Origin of the sequence: Cellulomonas sp. HD19AZ1 (assembly GCF_004535805.1) — a bacterium.
GTDB classification, from domain to species: domain Bacteria; phylum Actinomycetota; class Actinomycetes; order Actinomycetales; family Cellulomonadaceae; genus Cellulomonas; species Cellulomonas iranensis.
The window spans coordinates 218,330-238,108 of sequence record NZ_SPHX01000003.1; the positions used below are offsets into that span (position 1 = coordinate 218,330).

The 19,779-nt window shown below is 74.3% G+C and carries 12 protein-coding genes; 3 read left to right on the forward strand and 9 right to left on the reverse strand.

Annotated features, from left to right (window positions below; translation table 11 throughout):
- Positions 1-67: 67 nt before the first annotated feature.
- Entirely contained in the window at positions 68-736 is a 669-nt protein-coding gene (locus E4A51_RS07200) for a TetR/AcrR family transcriptional regulator (protein ID WP_052748311.1), read from the reverse strand.
- A gap of 193 nt (positions 737-929) precedes the next feature.
- Here E4A51_RS07200 and E4A51_RS07205 point away from each other — a divergent pair, with 193 nt between their 5' ends.
- Both E4A51_RS07205 and E4A51_RS07210 read left to right on the forward strand, forming a co-directional pair.
- Positions 930-3,731, forward strand: coding sequence for an MMPL family transporter (locus E4A51_RS07205; protein ID WP_206119980.1), 2,802 nt, complete (start codon positions 930-932; stop codon positions 3,729-3,731).
- A gap of 20 nt (positions 3,732-3,751) precedes the next feature.
- Entirely contained in the window at positions 3,752-6,202 is a 2,451-nt protein-coding gene (locus E4A51_RS07210) for a YhgE/Pip domain-containing protein (protein ID WP_167748849.1), read from the forward strand.
- 508 nt (positions 6,203-6,710) lie between these two features.
- On the opposite strand, the gene E4A51_RS07215 is transcribed toward E4A51_RS07210, so the two are convergent.
- From E4A51_RS07215 to E4A51_RS07235, 5 genes are all read right to left on the reverse strand, one after another.
- Entirely contained in the window at positions 6,711-7,760 is a 1,050-nt protein-coding gene (locus E4A51_RS07215; protein ID WP_134851306.1) for a sugar ABC transporter permease YjfF, read from the reverse strand.
- On the reverse strand, positions 7,757-8,884 hold the full coding sequence (locus tag E4A51_RS07220; RefSeq protein ID WP_134851307.1) for an ABC transporter permease: 1,128 nt from the start codon (positions 8,882-8,884) through the stop codon (positions 7,757-7,759). The genes E4A51_RS07215 and E4A51_RS07220 overlap by 4 nt, the downstream gene beginning before the upstream one ends.
- A complete protein-coding gene (locus E4A51_RS07225; protein WP_070320249.1) occupies positions 8,881-10,419 on the reverse strand; it encodes a sugar ABC transporter ATP-binding protein in 1,539 nt (512 codons plus the stop codon). Before E4A51_RS07225 ends, E4A51_RS07220 begins: the two co-directional genes overlap by 4 nt.
- Before the next feature lie 78 nt (positions 10,420-10,497).
- On the reverse strand, positions 10,498-11,490 hold the full coding sequence (locus tag E4A51_RS07230) for an ABC transporter substrate-binding protein (protein WP_082131470.1): 993 nt from the start codon (positions 11,488-11,490) through the stop codon (positions 10,498-10,500).
- 220 nt (positions 11,491-11,710) lie between these two features.
- Complete coding sequence (locus E4A51_RS07235; RefSeq protein WP_233421175.1) at positions 11,711-12,820, reverse strand: LacI family DNA-binding transcriptional regulator; 1,110 nt, start codon at positions 12,818-12,820, stop codon at positions 11,711-11,713.
- A gap of 463 nt (positions 12,821-13,283) precedes the next feature.
- Between E4A51_RS07235 and E4A51_RS07240 the strand changes: the two genes are divergently transcribed.
- Positions 13,284-14,597 carry a hypothetical protein gene (locus tag E4A51_RS07240; RefSeq protein ID WP_134851308.1) on the forward strand — a complete coding sequence of 438 codons (1,314 nt, stop codon included), beginning with the start codon at positions 13,284-13,286 and terminating at the stop codon, positions 14,595-14,597.
- A 168-nt stretch (positions 14,598-14,765) separates the two neighbouring features.
- On the opposite strand, the gene idi is transcribed toward E4A51_RS07240, so the two are convergent.
- The 3 genes from idi to E4A51_RS07255 all read right to left on the reverse strand — a co-directional run bounded on the left by idi (position 14,766) and on the right by E4A51_RS07255 (position 18,997).
- Positions 14,766-15,284: an isopentenyl-diphosphate Delta-isomerase gene (gene idi / locus E4A51_RS07245; RefSeq protein ID WP_167748850.1), complete on the reverse strand. Its 519-nt coding sequence runs from the start codon at positions 15,282-15,284 to the stop codon at positions 14,766-14,768.
- A 284-nt stretch (positions 15,285-15,568) separates the two neighbouring features.
- A complete protein-coding gene (locus E4A51_RS07250; RefSeq protein WP_134851310.1) occupies positions 15,569-16,309 on the reverse strand; it encodes a hypothetical protein in 741 nt (246 codons plus the stop codon).
- Between the two features lie 105 nt (positions 16,310-16,414).
- The gene (locus tag E4A51_RS07255; protein WP_134851311.1) at positions 16,415-18,997 is read right to left on the reverse strand and encodes an ATP-dependent Clp protease ATP-binding subunit; all 2,583 of its coding nucleotides are present in this window, start codon (positions 18,995-18,997) and stop codon (positions 16,415-16,417) included.
- Positions 18,998-19,779: the final 782 nt, after the last annotated feature.

Here is a 19,779-nt window from a genome sequence, read left to right on the forward strand (position 1 = left end):
CCGGCGGCGCGCCCCTCGGCCCGCGCAGGGCACGCCGAGCCTGGAAGACGACGGACGGCCCGCGGGGTCAGAGGGGCTCGGTCAGCCGGTCCGCGACGATCGGCAGCCACGCGGCCGCGTCGGCGCGCGCGCGGGCCGCGGGCTCGGGGTCGGCCGACAGGTCGGCGGCCTCGAGGTCCGCCATGTAGCCGGCCGCGAGCAGCCGCAGCAGCTGGCGGGCGGGCAGCACGAGGCGCCGGCCGAGGCGTGGCATGAGCAGCTCGATCTCGTCGGCGACCTCGTCCGACATCTGCCGGTCGAGGTCGTGGTGCCGGCGCGCGATCTCGGGGTGCCGCATCGCGAGCAGCGTGAGCTCGGCGTTGATGACGCGCCACCGCCGGTCGTGCGAGATGCGCTCGAGCAGGATCTCGAGGAACGACGAGATGTCCTGCAGGTCGAGCTCGGCACCCGCGGCGCACGTGGCCTGCGCGACCGCGAGCGCGTCGCGCAGCTCGGCGATGCGGCGGCGGTGCTCGCGGGCCGCGAGCGCGAGCAGCAGCTCGTGCTTGCTCTCGAAGTTGGAGTAGAACGCGCCGCGCGTGAAGCCCGCGCGCTCGCACACGGCCTCGATGGACGTCGCGTCGACGCCCTCCTCGGCGAACAGGCCGAACGCGGCGTCGAGCAGGCGCTCGCGGGTGTGCTGCCGGCGGCGCGACACGGCCGGGTCGGCGGCGACGTCGACGGGTGCGTCGGTCATGGGCCACCTCCCGGGGCGTCGTGGGGTCGTCGGGCTCTCACAGGTCCGGCGTCGATCCTAGCGCTTGGATACAGTCGTGTATCGCATACGGTCCCGTATCGCATACAGTCTCGTATCGAAGCGCGTCGCATCTCGTGCGCCGCGTCGCCGGACGCCGCCGTCCTCCCCCGCACCCACCGACCCTGGAGCAGCCGTGTCCTCTGCGCTCTACCGCCTCGGCCGCGCCGCGTACGCGCGCCGCCGTGCCGTCATCGGCGCCTGGCTGGCCGTGCTGGTCCTGCTCGGCGCCGGCGCCGTGCTGCTCGGCGGCAAGCTCGACAACTCCGTGACGATCCCCGGCACCGAGTCGCAGGCCGCGCTCGACCGGCTCGCCGCGACGTTCCCCGAGGCGGCGGGCACCACCGCGCAGGTCCTCGTGGTGGGCACCGACGGCGGCCAGGTCGACGACCCCGCGGTCGTCGCCGCCGTCGACGACGCCGCGCAGCGGTTCGCCGACGTCCAGGGCGTCACGTCCGCCGTCTCGCCGTTCGACACCACGACGCCCGGGGCGTCCGAGACGAGCGACGACGGCGAGGCCGCGATCATGGTCCTGTCGCTGCGCGGCGAGGGCGTCGCGATCGGCGCCGACGTCAAGGACGAGCTGCGGGCGCTCACCGACGACCTCGCGGCCGCCCTGCCCGACGGCTACGACGCGACCATCGGCGGGCAGCTGTTCTCGCAGGAGTTCCCCGGCCTGAGCATCACCGAGGCGCTCGGCGTCGTCGTCGCGTTCGTCGTGCTCCTGCTCACGCTCGGCTCGTTCGCCGCCGCAGCCATGCCGCTGCTCAACGCGCTGCTCGGCGTCGGCATCTCGACGATCCTCGTGCTGGTCGCGGCGGCGTTCACGTCGGTCACGAGCACGACGCCGCTGCTGTCGCTCATGCTCGGGCTCGCGGTCGGCATCGACTACGCGCTGTTCATCGTGTCGCGCCACCGCGAGCTGCTCGCGACCGGCCTGCCACCGGACGAGGCCGCGGCACGCTCCAACGCCACCGCCGGCTCCGCCGTCATCTTCGCGGGCCTCACGGTCATGATCGCGCTGGTCGGCCTGTCGGTCGCGGGCATCCCCTTCCTCGGCGTCATGGGCGTCGCCGGGGCGATGGCCGTCGGCGTCGCGGTGCTCATCTCCATCACGCTCGTGCCCGCGATGCTCGGCGTCGCCGGCACGCGCCTCGTGCCGCGGCCGTCGCGCCGCGCGCGCCGCCACGCGGCCGCGCAGCCCGCCGCCGCCCAGCCCGCAGCCGGGCGCGACGCGGCACCCGCCACCACCCCCGCCGACGCCTCCGACCCCGCCCCGCACGGCGACGACGAGTGGGACCTGCCCGCGCAGCACAACCGGTTCTTCGCCGGCTGGGTGCGCCTCGCGACCGCCAAGCCGTGGATCACCGTCGTCGTGACCGTCGGCGCCATGGCCGCGCTGGCGTTCCCCGCGCTCGACCTGCGCCTCGCGCTCCCCGACGCGGGCGTGCAACCCACCGGGTCCTCGCAGCGCGTCACGTACGACCGCATCTCGGAGCACTTCGGCCCCGGCGCCAACGGCCCGCTCGTCGTCACCGGCAGCATCGTCACGAGCGACGACCCGCTGCAGCTCATGCAGGACGTCGCCGACGAGCTGCGCGCGCTCCCCGGCGTGCAGGACGTGCCGCTCGCGACGCCCAACGCGTCGATCGACACCGGCATCGTGCAGGTCGTCCCCACCACGGGGCCGACGGACCCGAAGACCGCCGACCTGGTCAACGCGATCCGCGACCTGCGGCCCGAGATCAAGGAGAAGTACGGGTTCGACCTCGCGGTCACCGGCTTCACGGCCGTCGGCATCGACGTCTCGGCCAAGCTCGGCGCGGCCCTGCTGCCGTTCGCGGTCTTCGTGGTCGGGCTGTCGCTCGTGCTGCTGACGATGGTGTTCCGCTCGGTCGCGGTGCCCCTCAAGGCCACGGTCGGCTACCTGCTGTCCGTCGCGGTCGCGTTCGGCGTCGTCACGAGCGTGTTCGAGCACGGCGTCGGCGCCGACCTGCTGCACGTGTCGCGGCTCGGCCCCGTCATCTCGTTCATGCCGATCGTGCTCATGGGCGTGCTGTTCGGCCTCGCGATGGACTACGAGGTCTTCCTCGTGTCCCGCATCCGCGAGGACTACGTGCACTCCGGCAAGGCGCGCGCGTCGATCGCGACGGGCTTCGTCAGCTCGGCCAAGGTCGTCACCGCGGCCGCCGTCATCATGGTCGCCGTCTTCTTCGCGTTCGTCCCCGAGGGCGACATCAACATCAAGCCCATCGCGCTCGGGCTCGCGGTCGGAGTGGCGGTCGACGCGTTCGTCGTCCGCATGACCCTCGTGCCCGCCGTGCTGCAGCTGCTCGGCGACAAGGCCTGGTGGATGCCGAAGAGCCTCGACCGCGCGCTGCCGTCGTTCGACGTCGAGGGCGAGTCGCTGCACCGCGAGATCACCATGCGCGGGTGGCCCGGGTCGGACGACGTGGTCGTCGCGGCGCGCGACCTGCGCCTGGCCGTGGCCGACGGTGCCGACCTCGTGCAGCTCGACGTGCGGCGCAGCGACGCGCTCGTCGTGCACGCCGAGGACCCGGCGCGCCTGGCCGCGCTGCTGCTCACCGTCACCGGGCGGCTCGAGCCCGCGGCGGGCGACCTCAAGGTCGCGGGCTACCTGCTGCCGGTCCGCGCCGCGGCGGTCCGCCGCCGCGCGGGGTACGTCGACCTGCGCACCGAGGGCGTCGACGCGCTCGCCGCCGCCGTCGCCGAGGGCCCGACGGTGCTCGCGGTCGACCGCACCGACGTCGTCACCGACGTGCGCGAACGACGTCGCGTCGCCGCGCTGCTGGCCGACGCGGCGGCCGGCGGCACGACCCTCGTGCTCGGCACGGTCGGGCAGCAGCCCGCCGACGACCTGCTGCCCGACGGCACCCCCGTGACCACGCTCGCGCCCTCCGCCGGCGCCCTCGCATGAGCGCGCAGGAAGGACCTGTCATGACCCGCACCTCCCCCGCCCGCCGCTGGCCGGCCGTGGTCGTCGCGATCGCCGCGCCGCTCGCGCTCGTCGTGCTGCTGCTCGCGGCCGCGTGGGCCCCGGCCGACGCGCTGCCGCGCGTCAAGGCCGCCGTCGTCAACCTCGACCAGCCGGTCACGGTCCAGGGGCAGTACACGCCGCTGGGTCGTCAGCTCGCGAGCGCCCTCACCTCGGGCGACGACGTGAGCGCGAACTTCGACTGGGTCGTCACCGACGAGGACGACGCGACCGCCGGCCTCGCCGACGGCACGTACGCCGCGGCCGTGACGATCCCCGAGAACTTCTCGTCCGCGGCGACGTCGTTCACCGCGGCCGTGGGCGGCGGGTCGGCCGAGGCCGGTACGGACGACGCCACGGCCGGTGCCACGGGCACGGACGCGCAGGGCGAGGGACCGCAGGCCGCGGCGGCCGGCATCGAGACGGGCACGCCCGCGTCGACGCCGCAGCAGGCGACGGTCCAGGTCACGACGCCCGACTCGGCGACCGCCGTCGACCAGGTCGTCGCCAACGCGGTCGCGACCGCCGCGACGCGCGTGCTCGGCGAGCAGCTCACCACGACGTACGTCGAGAACGTGCTCGTCGGGTTCTCGACGCTCAAGGACCAGCTCGGCCAGGCCGCCGACGGCGCGACGCAGCTCGCTGACGGCACGCGGCAGCTCGCCGACGGCACGGGGCAGCTCGCGACGGGCGCCGACGGTCTCGCGGGCGGCGCGACGCAGCTCGCCGACGGCGTGCACCAGCTCGGCAGCGGTGCGAACCAGCTGGTCGGCGGGACCGCACAGCTCGCGGGCGGCGCGCGCCAGCTCGCGGGCGGTGCGGCGCAGCTCGCCGACGGCGCCGGGCAGTCGGCGGCGGGCGCGCGGCAGCTCGCGGACGGGACGCAGCAGTCGGCCGCGGGTGCGCAGCAGCTCGCGCAGGGTGCCCGGGACCTCACGACCGGCACGGGGCGGCTCGCGGCCGGGCTCGGCCAGACCGCCGACGGCGTCACGCCGCTGCCGCGGCTCGTGACCGGTGCGGAGGGGGTCGCGGGCGGCCTGCAGCAGCTCCTCGAGGGCTCGACCGAGGGTCGGGCGCGCGCCGCCGCGGCGCTCACCGAGCTCGACACCACGATCGCGCAGACACAGGCGGGCCTCGAGGAGGCCGAGTGCGGGCCGACCTCCGCCGACCCCACCTGCGTGAGCCTCGGCACGCTCCTGCCCGTCCTGCAGCAGCAGCGCACCGGCCTGCAGACGCAGGTCGACGGCCTCGACGCGCAGATCGCCGGGGTGCAGAAGCTCCTCGGCGGCGCGCAGCAGGTCGCGGGCAGCCTCGGCCTCGCGGTGAACGGCGACGGCACGCCGCAGAACCCGGGTCTGGTCGTCGGCCTGCGCCAGCTCGCCCGCGGCGCCACGCAGCTCGACGGCGGTGCGCGGAAGCTCGCCACCGGCGCCGACGAGCTCGCGGGCGGCCTCGGGCAGCTCTCGGGCGGCGCCGACCAGCTCGCGGGTGGGCTGGGGCAGCTCGCGACCGGCACGTCGGGCCTCGCGTCGGGCGCGTCCGGTCTCGCGTCGGGGGCGTCGCAGCTGCAGGGCGGCACGTCGCAGCTCGCGGCGGGTGTCGCGCAGCTCGGCGGCGGCGCCGACCAGCTCGCCGACGGCAGCGCGCAGCTCGCCGACGGCGTGCGGCAGACCGACGCGGGTGCGGGGCAGCTCGCCGAGGGCTCGGCGACGCTCGGCTCGGGCCTCACGCAGGCGGTCGACCAGCTGCCGACGACCCCCGAGGACGAGCGCGCGACCCTCGCGCAGGTCGTGACGGCGCCCGTCGCGGCGCCGTCCTCGACGGTCACGGCGCCGCTGGGTCGCGCCTCGACCCTCGTCGCGGTCGCGCTGTGGGTCGGTGCGCTCGTGCTGTTCCTCGCGTTCCGGCCGCTGCCGGCGCGCGCCGCCGGCTCGACGCGCCCGGCGCTCGCGCTCGCGCTGAGCGCGCTCGGCGTCCCGGCCGCGGTCGCGCTGGTCGCGGGTGTCGCGACCGGTGCGCTGGCGGGGGCGATCACGGGCCAGGGCGTCGGGCGCACGCTCGCGCTGGCCGGGCTCGGCGGCCTCGCCGCGGTCGCGCTCGCGGCGTTCCACCAGGCGCTCGCCGCGTGGTTCGGCACGGTGGGGCGCGGCATCGCGCTGGTGGCCGGGTTCGGGTTCCTCGTCGCGGGTCTCGCGGCGACCGTCCCGTCCTGGGTCGCGACGTCGGTGGGCTGGCTGCCGGTCGGTGCGGTCGCCGACGCGCTGGGCGGCGCGCTCGGCGAGTCGAGCGCGTCGGTCGCGGGTGCGGTCGTGGCGCTCGCGCTGTGGGCGGTCGGCAGCGTGCTGGCGAGCACGGCCGCGGTGGCCCGCGCCCGCAGCGCGTCGGGCGCCCGGGTGGTCGCCGCGTACGCCTGAGCCCGACGACGGATCGCGACGGGTCGGCACCCCGCACGGGGGGCCGACCCGTCGCACGTCCGGGCCCTGATGCCCGTCGCGCAGCCGCCGCACGTCCAGACCCGTCGCCCGTCGCGCAGCCGCCGCATGTCCAGACCCGTCGCCCGCGCGGCCGATCCAGGTCCACGCCGCGTCGCATCCGACCCGTGGGCTGACCTCGCCGCCGCCCGCCTCCCCGGTGACGCGACCGCCCCGTGAGACGTGGCCACGACGAGACCGGGCCGATGTCGTCCCCCCCCCGGCACCGGACGCACTCCGCCCGGTGTCGTCGACCGCTCGTCCCACCGGCCGGGACGGTGGCGCCCCGCCGCCGTCCCGGTTCGCGGCACGACGGCCGGCAGCCTCACAGCACGACGGCGCATGGCGCGACGGCCCACAGCACGACACGCTCACGGCACGACACGCCCGAAGCACGACGCGCCGGCACCCCCGCGGGGTGCCGGCGCGTCGCACGTCCGGGCGCGGCCTCTCAGCGGCGCCGGACCGCCAGCACGCGCTGCAGCACGACGAACGCGAGCAGCACGACGCCGATGAACACGCGGGTCCACCACGAGTCGAGGCCCTCGCGCGCGATGAGCACCTGGATGAGCCCGTAGACGAGCACGCCCGCTCCCGTGCCGAGCACGAACCCGACGCCGCCCGACAGCAGCGTCCCGCCGATGACGACGGCCGCGATCGCGTCGAGCTCCATGCCGATGCCCGTGAGGTTGAACCCGGACTTCGTGTAGAGCGCGAACAGCACGCCGGCGATGCCGGCGCACGTGCCGGAGATGACGTAGACCCACACGCGCGTGCGCGCGGGGCGCAGGCCCATGAGGTTGACCGCCGCGCCCCCGTCGCCCGCGCCCAGGCCGTACACCGACCGGCCGAAGCGCGTGTAGTGCAGCACGAGGAACGCGATGAACAGCACCGCGAGCGCCACGAGGATGCTCGCGTTGATGCGCCACAGGTCGCGCCCCTCGCCGAACTTCAGGCTCCACGCGGCCAGGCCGGAGAACTCGGCGTCGTCGATCTTGAGGGAGTTGACGCTGATGACGTTCGCGAGGCCGCGCGCGAGGAACATGACCGCGAGCGACGCGATGAACGGTTGGATGTCGAACACCTGCACCATGACGCCGATGAGCAGGCCGCACGCCGTGCCGATGAGCACGGCCACGGGCAGCACGACCACGAGCGGCAGCCCCGCGGTGAACATCTCCGCGATCGACAGCCCGACGAGCGCGACGACCGCACCGACGGACAGGTCGATGCCGCCGGTGAGGATCACGAACGTCATGCCGACGGCGAGCACCAGCAGGTAGGAGTTGTCGACGAGCAGGTTCGACAGCAGCTTCATGCTGATGAAGTCGACGCGCTCGGTGGAGTACCGCTCCTGCCCCACGCCCAGCATGATCGCGAGCGTGAGGACCGTGCCGAGCACGGGCAGGAACCGGCGGTCGAACCCGCTCAGCGCGCGGCGCGCGCGGCGCACGACCGTGCCGGCGGGCCGGTCGGTGCGGACCATCTCGTCGGTGCTCATGCCGTCACCTCCTGGGCGGGCGTCGTCTCGACGGGGGCGGCCGGGGCGTCCGACCGGTCGGCGCGTCGTCGCCCGCGCAGCATGGCGCGCAGCGTCGGCGACGCCGCGACGCAGACCGCGATCAGCACGATCGCCTTGAACAGCGGCGTGGTCTGCGACGGCAGCTGGAAGATGATGACGGCCCGCTCGAGCGTGCTGAGCAGCATCGCGCCGACCAGCAGCCCGCCGAGGTAGAACCGGCCGCCGTCGAGCTTGGTGCCGCCGAGCACGACGACCATGATCGCGTCGAGCTCCTTCATGAGGCCGATGTTGTTGGCGTCGGCCGCCATGGTCGGTGCGCCGTACACGAGGCCCGCGAGGCCCGCGAGCACGCCCGCGATGACGTAGACGGTCCACGTGGTGCGCCGCGAGCGGACGCCCGCGAGGCGGCTGGCCTCGCGGTTGATGCCGATCGACTCGAGGAACATGCCCAGCGCGGTGCGCCGCACCAGCAGCACGACGAGCCCGAACGTGACGACCGCGATGACGACGGGCGTCGGGACGCCGAGCACGAACCCGGAGCCGATGGACTTGAACGGCGGGCTCGTGACGGTCGTGATCTGCCCCTGCGTGATGAGCATCGCGATGCCGCGCCCGGCGACCATGAGGATCATCGTCGCGATGAACGGTTGGATGCCGAGCCCGGCGACCATCGCGCCGTTGAACATCCCGCCCAGGCCGCCGACCGCGAGCCCCAGCAGCACCGCGGTCAGCACGGTGCCGGGCGCCGACGGGTCGGGGGCGTTGTCGAGGTAGGTGAGCGACACCGCGAGCGCGATCGCCATGACCGCACCGACGGACAGGTCGATGCCGCCCGTCGCGATGACGAGGCACATGCCGAGCGCGAGCAGCAGCGGCGTCGCGCTGTTGCGCATGAGGTCGACGAGCTGGCCGAACAGGTGGCCGTCGCGGACCGTGACGTCGAGGAACCCCGGGCTCGCGACGCCGCACGCGAGGATCAGCAGCACGAGCGCGAGCAGGGGCCAGAACAGGCCGTGGTGGGTGACCTCGCGCCAGACGTCGGCACCGCGCGACCCGCGGGCGGGTCCGGCGGCGCGCTGGCCGGGGGCCGTGGTCGGGCTCATGCGCGTGCTCCGCTCTCGGCGATGGTCTCGAGGATGGTGGCGGTCGTGACGTCGTCGGCGTTGACGAGCTCGTCGACCTTCTGGCGGTCCCGCATGACGACGAGCCGCTGGCTGAGCCGCAGCACCTCCTCGAGCTCGGAGGAGATGAAGACGACGGACATGCCGTCCTGCGCGAGCTCGGTGACGAGCTTCTGGATCTCGGCCTTCGCGCCGACGTCGATGCCGCGCGTCGGCTCGTCGAGGATCAGCAGGCGCGGCGCCGTGGCCAGCCACCGCGCGAGCAGCACCTTCTGCTGGTTGCCGCCCGACAGGTTGCGGATCAGCGCGTTCGGGTGGGGCGGGCTGATCTGCAGCGCGGTGATGTACCGGGCGACGACGTCGTCGAGCTGGCGGCGCGGGATGCGCCGCCACGTGCCGCGGCGGGCCTGCATCGCCAGCGCGATGTTCTCGCGGACCGTGAGGTCCCCGACGATGCCCTCCTTCTTGCGGTCCTCGGTCGAGTACGCGATGCCGCGTGCGAGCGCCGCGAGCGGCGACGTCAGCCGGGTCAGGGCGCTCTGCACGCGCACGTCGCCCGTGTCGGGGCGGTCGGCGCCGGACAGCAGCCGCGCGAGCTCGGTGCGGCCGGACCCGAGCAGGCCTGCGACGCCGAGGATCTCGCCCGCGTACAGGTCGACGTCGAACGGCTGCACCGAGCCGTTCTTGCCCAGGCCGACGGCCGTGAGGAACGGCGTCTCGCGGTCGGAGTGGATCGTGATGGTCGAGCGCGCCTTCTCCTCGATGCCGGCGAGCGCGTCGCCCGACTTGCCGATCATCGCGGCGATGAGGTCGCGGCGCGGCAGGTCGGCCACCCTGTGCTCGCCGACGAGGCGCCCGTTGCGCAGCACCGTGATGCGGTCGGAGATCTCGTAGATCTGGTCGAGGAAGTGCGAGACGAACAGCACCGCGACGCCGTCGTCCTTGAGGCTGCGCACGACGCGGAACAGCTCGGCGACCTCGGCGTTGTCGAGGCTCGACGTGGGCTCGTCGAGCACGAGCACCTTGGCGTCGACGACGAGCGCGCGCGCGATCGCGCACAGCTGCTGCACCGCGATGGTGTGCGACGACAGCATCGAGCGCGGGTCGACGTCGAGGTGCAGGCGGCGCAGGTACTCGGCGGCCTTGCGGCGCGTCGCGCGCCAGTCGATGAACGGCCCGTGGCGCACCTCGTGGCCGAGCATGACGTTCTCGGCCACCGTGAGGTTCGCGCAGAGGTTGACCTCCTGGTAGACCGTGGAGATCCCGGCGGCCTGCGCCTGGCTCGGGCCGTCGAGGCGGACCTCGTGGCCGTCGACCTCGATGCGCCCGGAGTCGATCTGGTAGACGCCCGTGAGCGCCTTGATGAGCGTCGACTTGCCGGCGCCGTTCTCGCCCATGAGGGCGTGGACCTCGCCCGGGAAGAGCCGGAACGCGACGTCGTCGAGCGCCTTGACGCCGGGGAACGCGATCGAGATCCCGGTCATCTGCACGACGGGTGCGGGGGGTGCTGCGGACATCGGTGTCCTTCCTGCGCGGGCCTGCACGGGCCCGGCCCGGGCGGGTGGTGTCCCCCGCCCGGGCCGGTGCTGCGGGCGTCAGTAGGCGCGGGCATCCACGTCGGCCTGCGTGATCGTCTGGTCGAACGCCTTGTCGATCACGATGGTCTCCTTCGGCACGTCCTCGCCGTCGGCGACCTTCTTGATGAGGTCGGCGAGCTGGTCCCCGAACACGGGGTTGCACTCGACCACGTAGTTGAACTTCTTGTCCACGAGGGCCTGCAGGCCGTCCCGGACGCCGTCGACGGACACGATCTGGATGTCCTTGCCGGGGACCTTGCCCGCGGCCTCGATGGCCTCGATGGCGCCGAGGCCCATGTCGTCGTTGTGCGTGAAGATCATCGTCATGTCGGGGTAGGCCTGCAGGGCCGCCTCGACGGCCGTCTTGCCCTCGGCGCGCGTGAAGTTGCCGGACGCCTTGCCGATGATCTGGTCGCCGACGACCTCGCCGAAGCCGGCCTCGCGGTCGACCTGCGCGCCCGAGCCGAGCGTGCCCTGGAGCTCGAAGATCTTGGCGTCGGGCGCGTTCTCCTTGACCCACTCGCCGGCGGTGGTGCCCTCCTGCTTGAAGTCGGCGCCGATCCACGTGACGTACGGGTCGTCGACGGTCGTGTCGACCGTGCGGTCGACGAGCACGACCGGGATGCCGGAGTCCTTGATCTCCTGCAGGACCTCGTCCCAGCCGGTCTCGATGACCGGTGAGAACGCGATGACGTCGACGTCCTGCGCGACGAAGTCGCGCAGCGCCTTGATCTGGTTCTCCTGCTTCTGCTGCGCGTCGACGAACGTGAGGTCGAAGCCCGCGTCCTTCGTGAGGCTGGCCTTGACGGACTCGGTGTTGGCGGTGCGCCAGCCCGACTCGGCGCCGAGCTGCGAGAAGCCGACGCGGATGGTGTCGCCCGAGCTGCCCCCCGAGCTGCCGGAGTCGCCGCCGGCGTCGGTGTCGCCGCCGCCGCAGGCGGCGAGGGCCAGGATCGTGATCGCCGAGACGGCACCGGCGATCGCGGTGCGCGTACGCGTGTTGCCCTTCATGCAGCTCCTCCTCGAGCAGCGTGGCCGTCGTCCTCGACGGCCCGTCCGGGTGTGTGACGGGATGAGTGTGAACGTTCTCAACAGGTTCCGTCAACGCGTTCGTGTTGCGTTTCGGTCACGGGTGTCGTCGCAGGCCACGGCGCTGGACACCCGCACGGGTCATGGGATGTGAGCGATCACATGGAGGTCCGGGTCGGACGACCGTCCTGACCTGCGCCGATCAGCCGTCGGCACCGCGCTGCGCCGGCTCGGGCGCCGTGACGGCCACCGCGCCGCGCACGGGCGGCAGCACCACGCGCGCGGGGTCGCGCGGCGGGGCCGTGCTCTCGCGCACCAGCAGCCGCGGCGACACCGCGACCGCCGTCGACGTCGCCACGCCGTCGCGCGCCGCGAGCAGCAGCTCGACGCACCGGTACCCCAGCTCGTCGAGCTCCTGCGCGACCGTCGTCAACGGCGGCACGAAGTGCGCCGACCCGTCCCCGTCGTCGTACCCGACCACCGACACGTCGTCCGGCACGCGCACGCGCGCGTCGGCCAGCGCGTGGATCATGCCCAGCGCGAGCAGGTCGTTCGCGGCGAAAACCGCCGTCGGCAGCGTCGTGCGCAGCCGCCGCACGCGGTCCACGAGCTCGCGCCCGGCGAGGTACCCGACCTCGGCGCTCCAGTCGTCGGCCCACAGCGTGCGCGGCGCGAGCCCGGCCGCGGCCATGGTCTCGCGGAACCCCACCGCACGGGCGCGCGCGTCGACCCACGGCGCGGGCCCCGCCAGGTGCAGCACGTCGCGGTGCCCCAGGTCCAGCAGGTGCTGCGTCGCGACCTTCGCCCCCGCCTCCTGGTCGATCGCGACCGCGAGCGTGTGCTCGGGGCCCACGCGTCCCGCGACGACCACCGGCACGTCGGCGCGCGCCTCGAGCACCGCGGCCGCCGCCTGGTCGTGCGACGCGACGACGACGATCCCGTCGACGCCCTGGTCGAGCAGGTGCTCGATCGCGGCGGCGACCTCGTCCTTGTGCTGCAGGTCGACGGTCGCGAGCGACACGAACAGGCCCTTGGACCGCGCGGCCTGCTCGATCGCGAGCAGCGTGCGCGTCGGCCCGAACAGGTGCGAGCCCGACGACACGACGCCGAACACGCCCGAGCGCCGCGTCTTGAGCGACCGCGCGGCGATGTTGCGGCGGTACCCGAGCCGCTGCATCGCGTCGAGCACGCGCTCGCGCGTCTCGGTCGCGACGTTCGGGTGGTCGTTGATGACGCGCGAGACGGTCTGGTACGACACCCCCGCCGCGGTCGCGACGTCCGTGATGGCAGGGGGCCGGGGGCGCGCGCTCACGCCGCACCTCCGGGGAGCGCACGAGCACCGCGCACCGGGCCACCTCCGAAACCAGGCAGACGCGCACGCCGGGTGTACGCGTCAGTGCACAGTAGACCGCGCGGCGCCCGTGGGGCTCGCGCGGCCACCGTGACGGGCCCGACCAGGCTCTGCTTCACCCGCGGCCGGGGCAGCGGGTGACACGGCTGTCGGCGCCCGGTAGCCGACGGGCCGGGGCACCGTCCTGCCGACCGGCCGTCGCGCACGCCGACCGACGAGCCGCCGGACCGACAGCCGACGACCGACGGGCTCACCTCCGGCTGGGCGCCCCGGTGCCGACACGTGTCACGCGCCGCCCGGCCAGGTCGTCACCCCGAGGTGCGGACGCACGGCCGTGGCGTGCCGGCGCTCCCGGCCCGCGCCACGTCGCGCCGACGCCCACCCCCGGTGGCAGGGTGGGCGGGTGCGGTCGGGAGGTGACGACGTGGTCGACGGGTACGCGTTCGCCAACGGGTTCGTCAACGTGCTCGCGACGCTGCCGACCGGCACGCGGGTCGCGACGGCGGGACGCTGCGGCGGCATGGCGTACTCGGTGCTCGACCACGCGCTCGCCGGGCGCGACGTGCCCGCGTGGGGCCCCCACCTGTTCGCGCCGGACCGGGTCCCGCCGGACGGGCACGTGGTCGCGGACCACCTCGCGCGGCGGCAGCTCGACTCGTTCCGCACGCCGTCGGCGCTGCACTTCCTCACGTGGTCCGTGCTGCCGGACGCGGACCACGGCCCGCTCGCGGGCGTCCGCACGCGCACGCGGCGCGAGCTGCCCGGCGTGCTGCGCGCCCTCGCGCAGGGGCAGCCGGTCGTGCTGGGGATGGTCGTGGCGCGGTCGCTGCTGCGCGCGGGCGACAACCACCAGGTCGTCGCGACGGGCTTCGCGCGCGACGGCGACGCGGTCACGCTGACCCTCCACGACCCGAACTCGCCGGGTCGCGCCGTGACGCTCGTCGAGACGCCCGACGGGTGGCGCGCGAGCAACGGCCGGCTGTGGCGCGGGTTCTTCCGGCACGCGTACGCACCGCGCACGCCGCCGCCGCTGCCGAGCGCCTCGCGCCGTCCGCGTGCGGCTGTGCGGGCGGGGGCGCCGGTCGGGCTCGTGCACGTCACGACGGGGCTGCTGCTCGTCGTCGACGGCGACCGTCCGGCCCTCGCGGCCACCGCACCGTCGACCGGCTCGTCGTGGGTACCCGCGCTCGCGCAGGGCCCGGCCCGGGCGCTCACCGACGGCGACGCGGTGCACCTCCACCCGGACCCGCCCGTGGACGGTGGCACCGGGCACCCCCGCACGTGCCCGCCGGGCTCCGCGGGGTCGCGGGCCGGTGCGGCCACGGCCGGGGGCGGCCGGCACCTGACCGTCGTCGACGCGGAGCCCGCGCTCACGGGCCAGGACGACGACGCAGACGCACGGCGGGGAGACGACGCGGACGCACGGCGGCGAGACGACGACCCGGACGCCCAGCGGCGAGACGACGCAGACGCACGGCGAGACGACGGCACCGACGCACTCGACGGCCGCGCCGGGCACGCACCCATGCCCGGCGACGAGGTCGCCGACCGCGTCGAGGGCGCGATCGCGCGCTGGACCGTCGTCGTCGACGGCGGCGGCGCGTGGCGCGAGGGCTCCCGCGTCCGGCTGGTCCACGCCGCGACGGGTGCCCTGCTCGCCGGCACCCGCGAAGCCCCGACGACGACGTTCACCCCCGACGCGTCGACGTGGTGGACGGTCACCGCCCCGCCGGCCTGACGCTCGACCCATCCCGCGGCCCCGCTACCGCCGGGCACGGCCCTCACCGTCGAGCGCGGTACTTCGCCACCGAGCGCGGGTGGAACGAGTGGCGCACTCGGCGGGGATCTACCGCACTCGGCGCGGCGATCCGTGCGGACGGGCCGTGCGGATGCCGACGACGCGTGGTCAGGACGCCGCGGCGGCGACCCGCAGGACGTCGGCGAACCACGGCGTGACCTCACCCGCGTCGACCAGGGCCCGGGCCTGCGCGGGCGTGACCCACGCGGTCTCGACGACCTCGTCGGGGTCGGGCGCCAGCTCGCCCTCGACGCGGCCGACCACCACGTGGTCGTGCTCCCACTCGACGTGGCCCGACCCGGCGTCGGGTGCGCGGTACACGAACGTGCCGACCTCGTGCGCGTCGACCAGGTCGACGCCCAGCTCGTCGCGGACGCGCGTGGTCGCGCTGGTCAGCAGGTCGGAGCCGGGCGCGGGGTGCCCGCAGCAGGAGTTGGTCCACAGCCCGCCGAACCGCACCTTGGCGTGCGCGCGACGCTGCAGCAGCAGCGCGCCGTCGGGTCGCGTCACGAGCACCGAGAACGCGCGGTGCAGCCGACCCGGCGCGGCGTGCGCCTCCGCGACGGTCGTCCGCCCGCCGGCCGTGCCGTGCTCGTCGACCAGCTCGACCAGGTCCGTCTCCGCCACCGGCACCACCTTCGTCCACCCGCCGCGGCGGGTCGCCGCGCTGTGCGGCCCGGCGCCACCGTCCCCGTTCCGCGGGAGAGGTGCAAGTCGGGCGCCACGCTCGACCGGCTGCCGGCCCCGCGCGTGGCACCCGGCCACGTCGGGCGTCTGCGCGGACACGACCACGCCTCACCGCCGCCCGCCGCCGCCCCCGCCGACGGACGGGCTCCCGGCCCCACGGTCAGCGGCACGCACCTGTCCGTGGTCCGTGGAGCTGTCCGTCGACGCCGGGGCGGCTCGCACGATCAGGGCAGGGTGAGCTCGTCGCGGTCGACCTCCGTCAGCGTCGCGACGGACTCGATCGCGCCCTCACGCAGGAAGCCGCACGCGTCGGTCGGCCACGTGACGCGGACCGCGCGGCCGTCGGCGTCGACCAGGTACAGCACGGGGACGGCCTGGAACATCGCCATGCACGCCTGGTCCGGACGCGCTGCGACGTCGGGTCGGCGCAGCTGCGCGAGCAGCGGGCCGAGGTCTCCCTCGAGGCGGACCGCGTCGATGCGGACGCCCGGCGACGTCGGCTCCGAACCCTCGGTCCTCGACGAACCGGGCGCCGCGGGCGCATCCTCGACCGCCCCGGGCAGCGCCGGCGCCTCGACCGTCCTCCCGGGCGGCACCCGTGCCCCCGCCGAGTCCCCGGGCACGGCCGGCGCGCCGAGCTCGGGGACCAGCTCCGGCGCCGGCCCCGGGACGAGCGCCAGGGCCGCGAGCCGGCACTCCACCGCGGCCACCGGCTCGAACCCGCGCGGGACCGCACCGGCACGCGGCGCCGCGGGCAGCCCCTCGCCGTCGCCGGCACCGAGCGCCACCACCACCTCCTGCACGGCGCAGTCGGCGGCGTCGACTACCTCGGCGGCGCCCCCGCGCCCCATCTCTCCGCCCGGCGGCTCCCCGCCCGGCGGCGCAGCCCCGGCGCACCCGCCCAGCAGCACCACGCCGCCGACCAGCCGACCGACCACCGTCCACGCTGCCCGTCGTGTCCTCATGCCCCGACTCTGTCGCGGCACCGCCCGTGCTTGCGCGCAGACGCACGACGACGGCCCCGGTCCCCTCGCGCGAGGGGACCGGGGCCGTCGGTGGTGCGGGGTGGGTCAGGCGGGGGCGAGACCCGTGCCGGCGTCGCCGCTGCGCGCACCCGAGGACGGGGCGGGCGGGACGTCGGTGCCGGAGCCCGGCGTGCCGGACGACGCACCCACGGCGACCGGCTCCTTGTCCTGCGTGCCGCGCGGCACGCCACGGAACGTGAACTCCCCGAGCAGGCCCTCGCCCTCGGCGTCGACGACCACCAGCTCGCCGCCCTTGAGCTCGCCGAACAGGATCTTCTCGGACAGCGTGTCCTCGATCTCCCGCTGGATCGCGCGGCGCAGCGGCCGGGCGCCGAGCACCGGGTCGTAGCCCTTCTCGGACAGCAGCTTCTTCGCGGCGGGCGTGAGCTCGATGCCCATGTCCTTGTCGCGCAGACGCTTGTCGAGCTTGGCGATCATCAGGTCGACGATCGCGAAGATCTCGGGCTGCGAGAGCTGCGGGAAGACCACCACGTCGTCGACGCGGTTGAGGAACTCGGGACGGAAGTGCGTCTTGAGCTCGTCGTTGACCTTGGCCTTCATGCGCTCGTACGACGTCGACAGGTCGCCGCCGGCCTGGAAGCCGGTCATGACGCCCTTGGCGATGTCCCGCGTGCCGAGGTTCGTGGTCATGATGATGACGGTGTTCTTGAAGTCGACCACGCGGCCCTGCGAGTCGGTCAGTCGACCGTCCTCGAGGATCTGCAGCAGCGAGTTGAAGATGTCCGCGTGGGCCTTCTCGACCTCGTCGAACAGCACGACGGAGAACGGCCGGCGGCGCACCTTCTCGGTGAGCTGTCCACCCTCGTCGTACCCGACGTACCCGGGGGGCGAGCCGAAGAGCCGCGAGACTGTGTGCTTCTCGGAGAACTCCGACATGTCGAGCTGGATGAGCGCGTCCTCGTCCCCGAAGAGGAACTCGGCGAGCGCCTTGGCCAGCTCGGTCTTCCCGACGCCCGTGGGGCCCGCGAAGATGAACGACCCACCGGGGCGCTTGGGGTCCTTGAGGCCCGCGCGCGTGCGGCGGATGGCCTGCGACAGCGCCTTGATGGCGGCGTCCTGGCCGACGACCCGCTTGTGCAGGTTCTCCTCCATGTGGAGCAGCCGGCTGGACTCCTCCTCGGTGAGCTTGAACACCGGGATGCCCGTGGCGTTGGCCAGCACCTCGGCGATGAGCTCCTCGTCGACCTCGGCGACGGCGTCCAGGTCGCCGTTCTTCCAGGCCTTCTCCTTCTCGGCGCGCTTGAGCCCGAGCTGCTTCTCCTCGTCGCGCAGGCGCGCGGCCTTCTCGAAGTCCTGCTCGTCGATCGCGGACTCCTTGTCGCGACGCGTCTCGGCGATCTGCTCGTCGAGCTCGCGCAGCTCCGGCGGGGCCGTCATGCGGCGGATCCGCAGGCGCGCACCGGCCTCGTCGACCAGGTCGATCGCCTTGTCCGGCAGGAACCGGTCGTTGACGTACCGGTCGGCGAGCGTGGCCGCGGCGACGAGCGCGGAGTCCGTGATGGACACGCGGTGGTGCGCCTCGTAGCGGTCGCGCAGACCCTTGAGGATCTCGATCGCGTGCTGCAGGTTCGGCTCGGAGACCTGGATCGGCTGGAAGCGCCGCTCCAGGGCCGGGTCCTTCTCGACGTACTTGCGGTACTCGTCGAGCGTGGTCGCGCCGATGGTCTGCAGCTCGCCGCGCGCGAGCATGGGCTTGAGGATCGACGCGGCGTCGATCGCGCCCTCGGCGGCGCCCGCACCGACGAGCGTGTGGATCTCGTCGATGAACAGGATGATGTCGCCGCGCGTGCGGATCTCCTTGAGGACCTTCTTCAGGCGCTCCTCGAAGTCGCCGCGGTAGCGCGAGCCGGCGACCAGCGCGCCGAGGTCGAGCGTGTAGAGCTGCTTGTCCTTGAGCGTCTCGGGGACGTCGCCGCGGACGATGTCCTGCGCGAGGCCCTCGACGACGGCGGTCTTGCCGACGCCGGGCTCACCGATCAGCACCGGGTTGTTCTTGGTGCGGCGGGACAGCACCTGCATGACCCGCTCGATCTCCTTCTCGCGCCCGATGACCGGGTCGAGCTTGCCGTCGCGGGCCGCCTGCGTGAGGTTGCGGCCGAACTGGTCGAGCACGGCCGAGCCGGACGGCTGGCCCTCCGCCGGGCCGCCCGAGGCGACCGGCTCCTTGCCCTGGTAGCCCGAGACGAGCTGGATGACCTGCTGGCGCACGCGGTTGAGGTCGGCGCCGAGCTTGTTGAGGACCTGGGCGGCGACGCCCTCGCCCTCGCGGATGAGCCCGAGCAGGATGTGCTCGGTGCCGATGTAGTTGTGGCCGAGCTGCAGCGCCTCGCGCAGCGACAGCTCCAGCACCTTCTTGGCGCGCGGCGTGAACGGGATGTGCCCGCTCGGCGCCTGCTGGCCCTCGCCGATGATCTCCTGCACCTGGGCGCGGACCGCCTCCAGGGAGATGCCGAGCGACTCCAGGGCCTTGGCCGCGACACCCTCACCCTCGTGGATCAGGCCCAGGAGGATGTGCTCGGTGCCGATGTAGTTGTGGTTGAGCATCCGCGCCTCTTCCTGGGCGAGGACGACCACGCGACGGGCTCGGTCCGTGAATCTCTCGAACATGTGCACTCCTCACGAGCGGCGTGCCCCGGCTGCGCCGTGCGTCGGTGGTGCGCACGGAGCCGACAGAGCGGCGTGTTTCGATGCTAACGGCGGGGTACCCCCACGACGTCCCGTGTTCGCCGCAGGCGGAGAGGTGAGGGCGCCTCACCTGCCGGTGGTCGTCGCGGTCGCGTGCCGCCCGCTCGACGAGCACCCCCGCGCCCCCTTCTCCCGGCACCGGTGCCAGTCGGCGAGATGGTTCAGCGAGATGGTTCGGCGAGCCGGGAGCGGCGTGCGGCGGATCGAGTCGTGGACGACCGCGCGCGCCGATCGGACACCCTCGCCGTGCTCAGGATGGTCGACCGGCGCGACCGGGGCCGTGCTGCGACCCGGCGTACCAAGGACGACGCCGCCTGACGCCACCGGGCCGAGGTCATCGCGCCCGACACGCCCGCGGCCCTTGCGAGGAGATCACCACTCCACCTACCGACGGCGGCAGTCATCGGTCGACGCGTTCCACCTCATCCCGTGCGCCAACCAGATCGTGACGACCGTCCGACCGGCCACGCCCGCGAGGCCCACGACCGTCGCTGCAGCGCCTGGACGACCCGACCCGACCTCTCGAGCAGGCGTAGCCCGTCAGGGACAGCTCCGGACGCTCCCGTCCACGATCTCACTGATGGCTGCAGCGGACGGCATGCACACGCTGCGCGGGGTCGCGAAGGTCGTCGCGACACATGGACCGAGCCGCTCGTCCCGGCCCTGGAGTCTTGGCGGCCGACCAGCGAGGCCCGCTCGTCAGC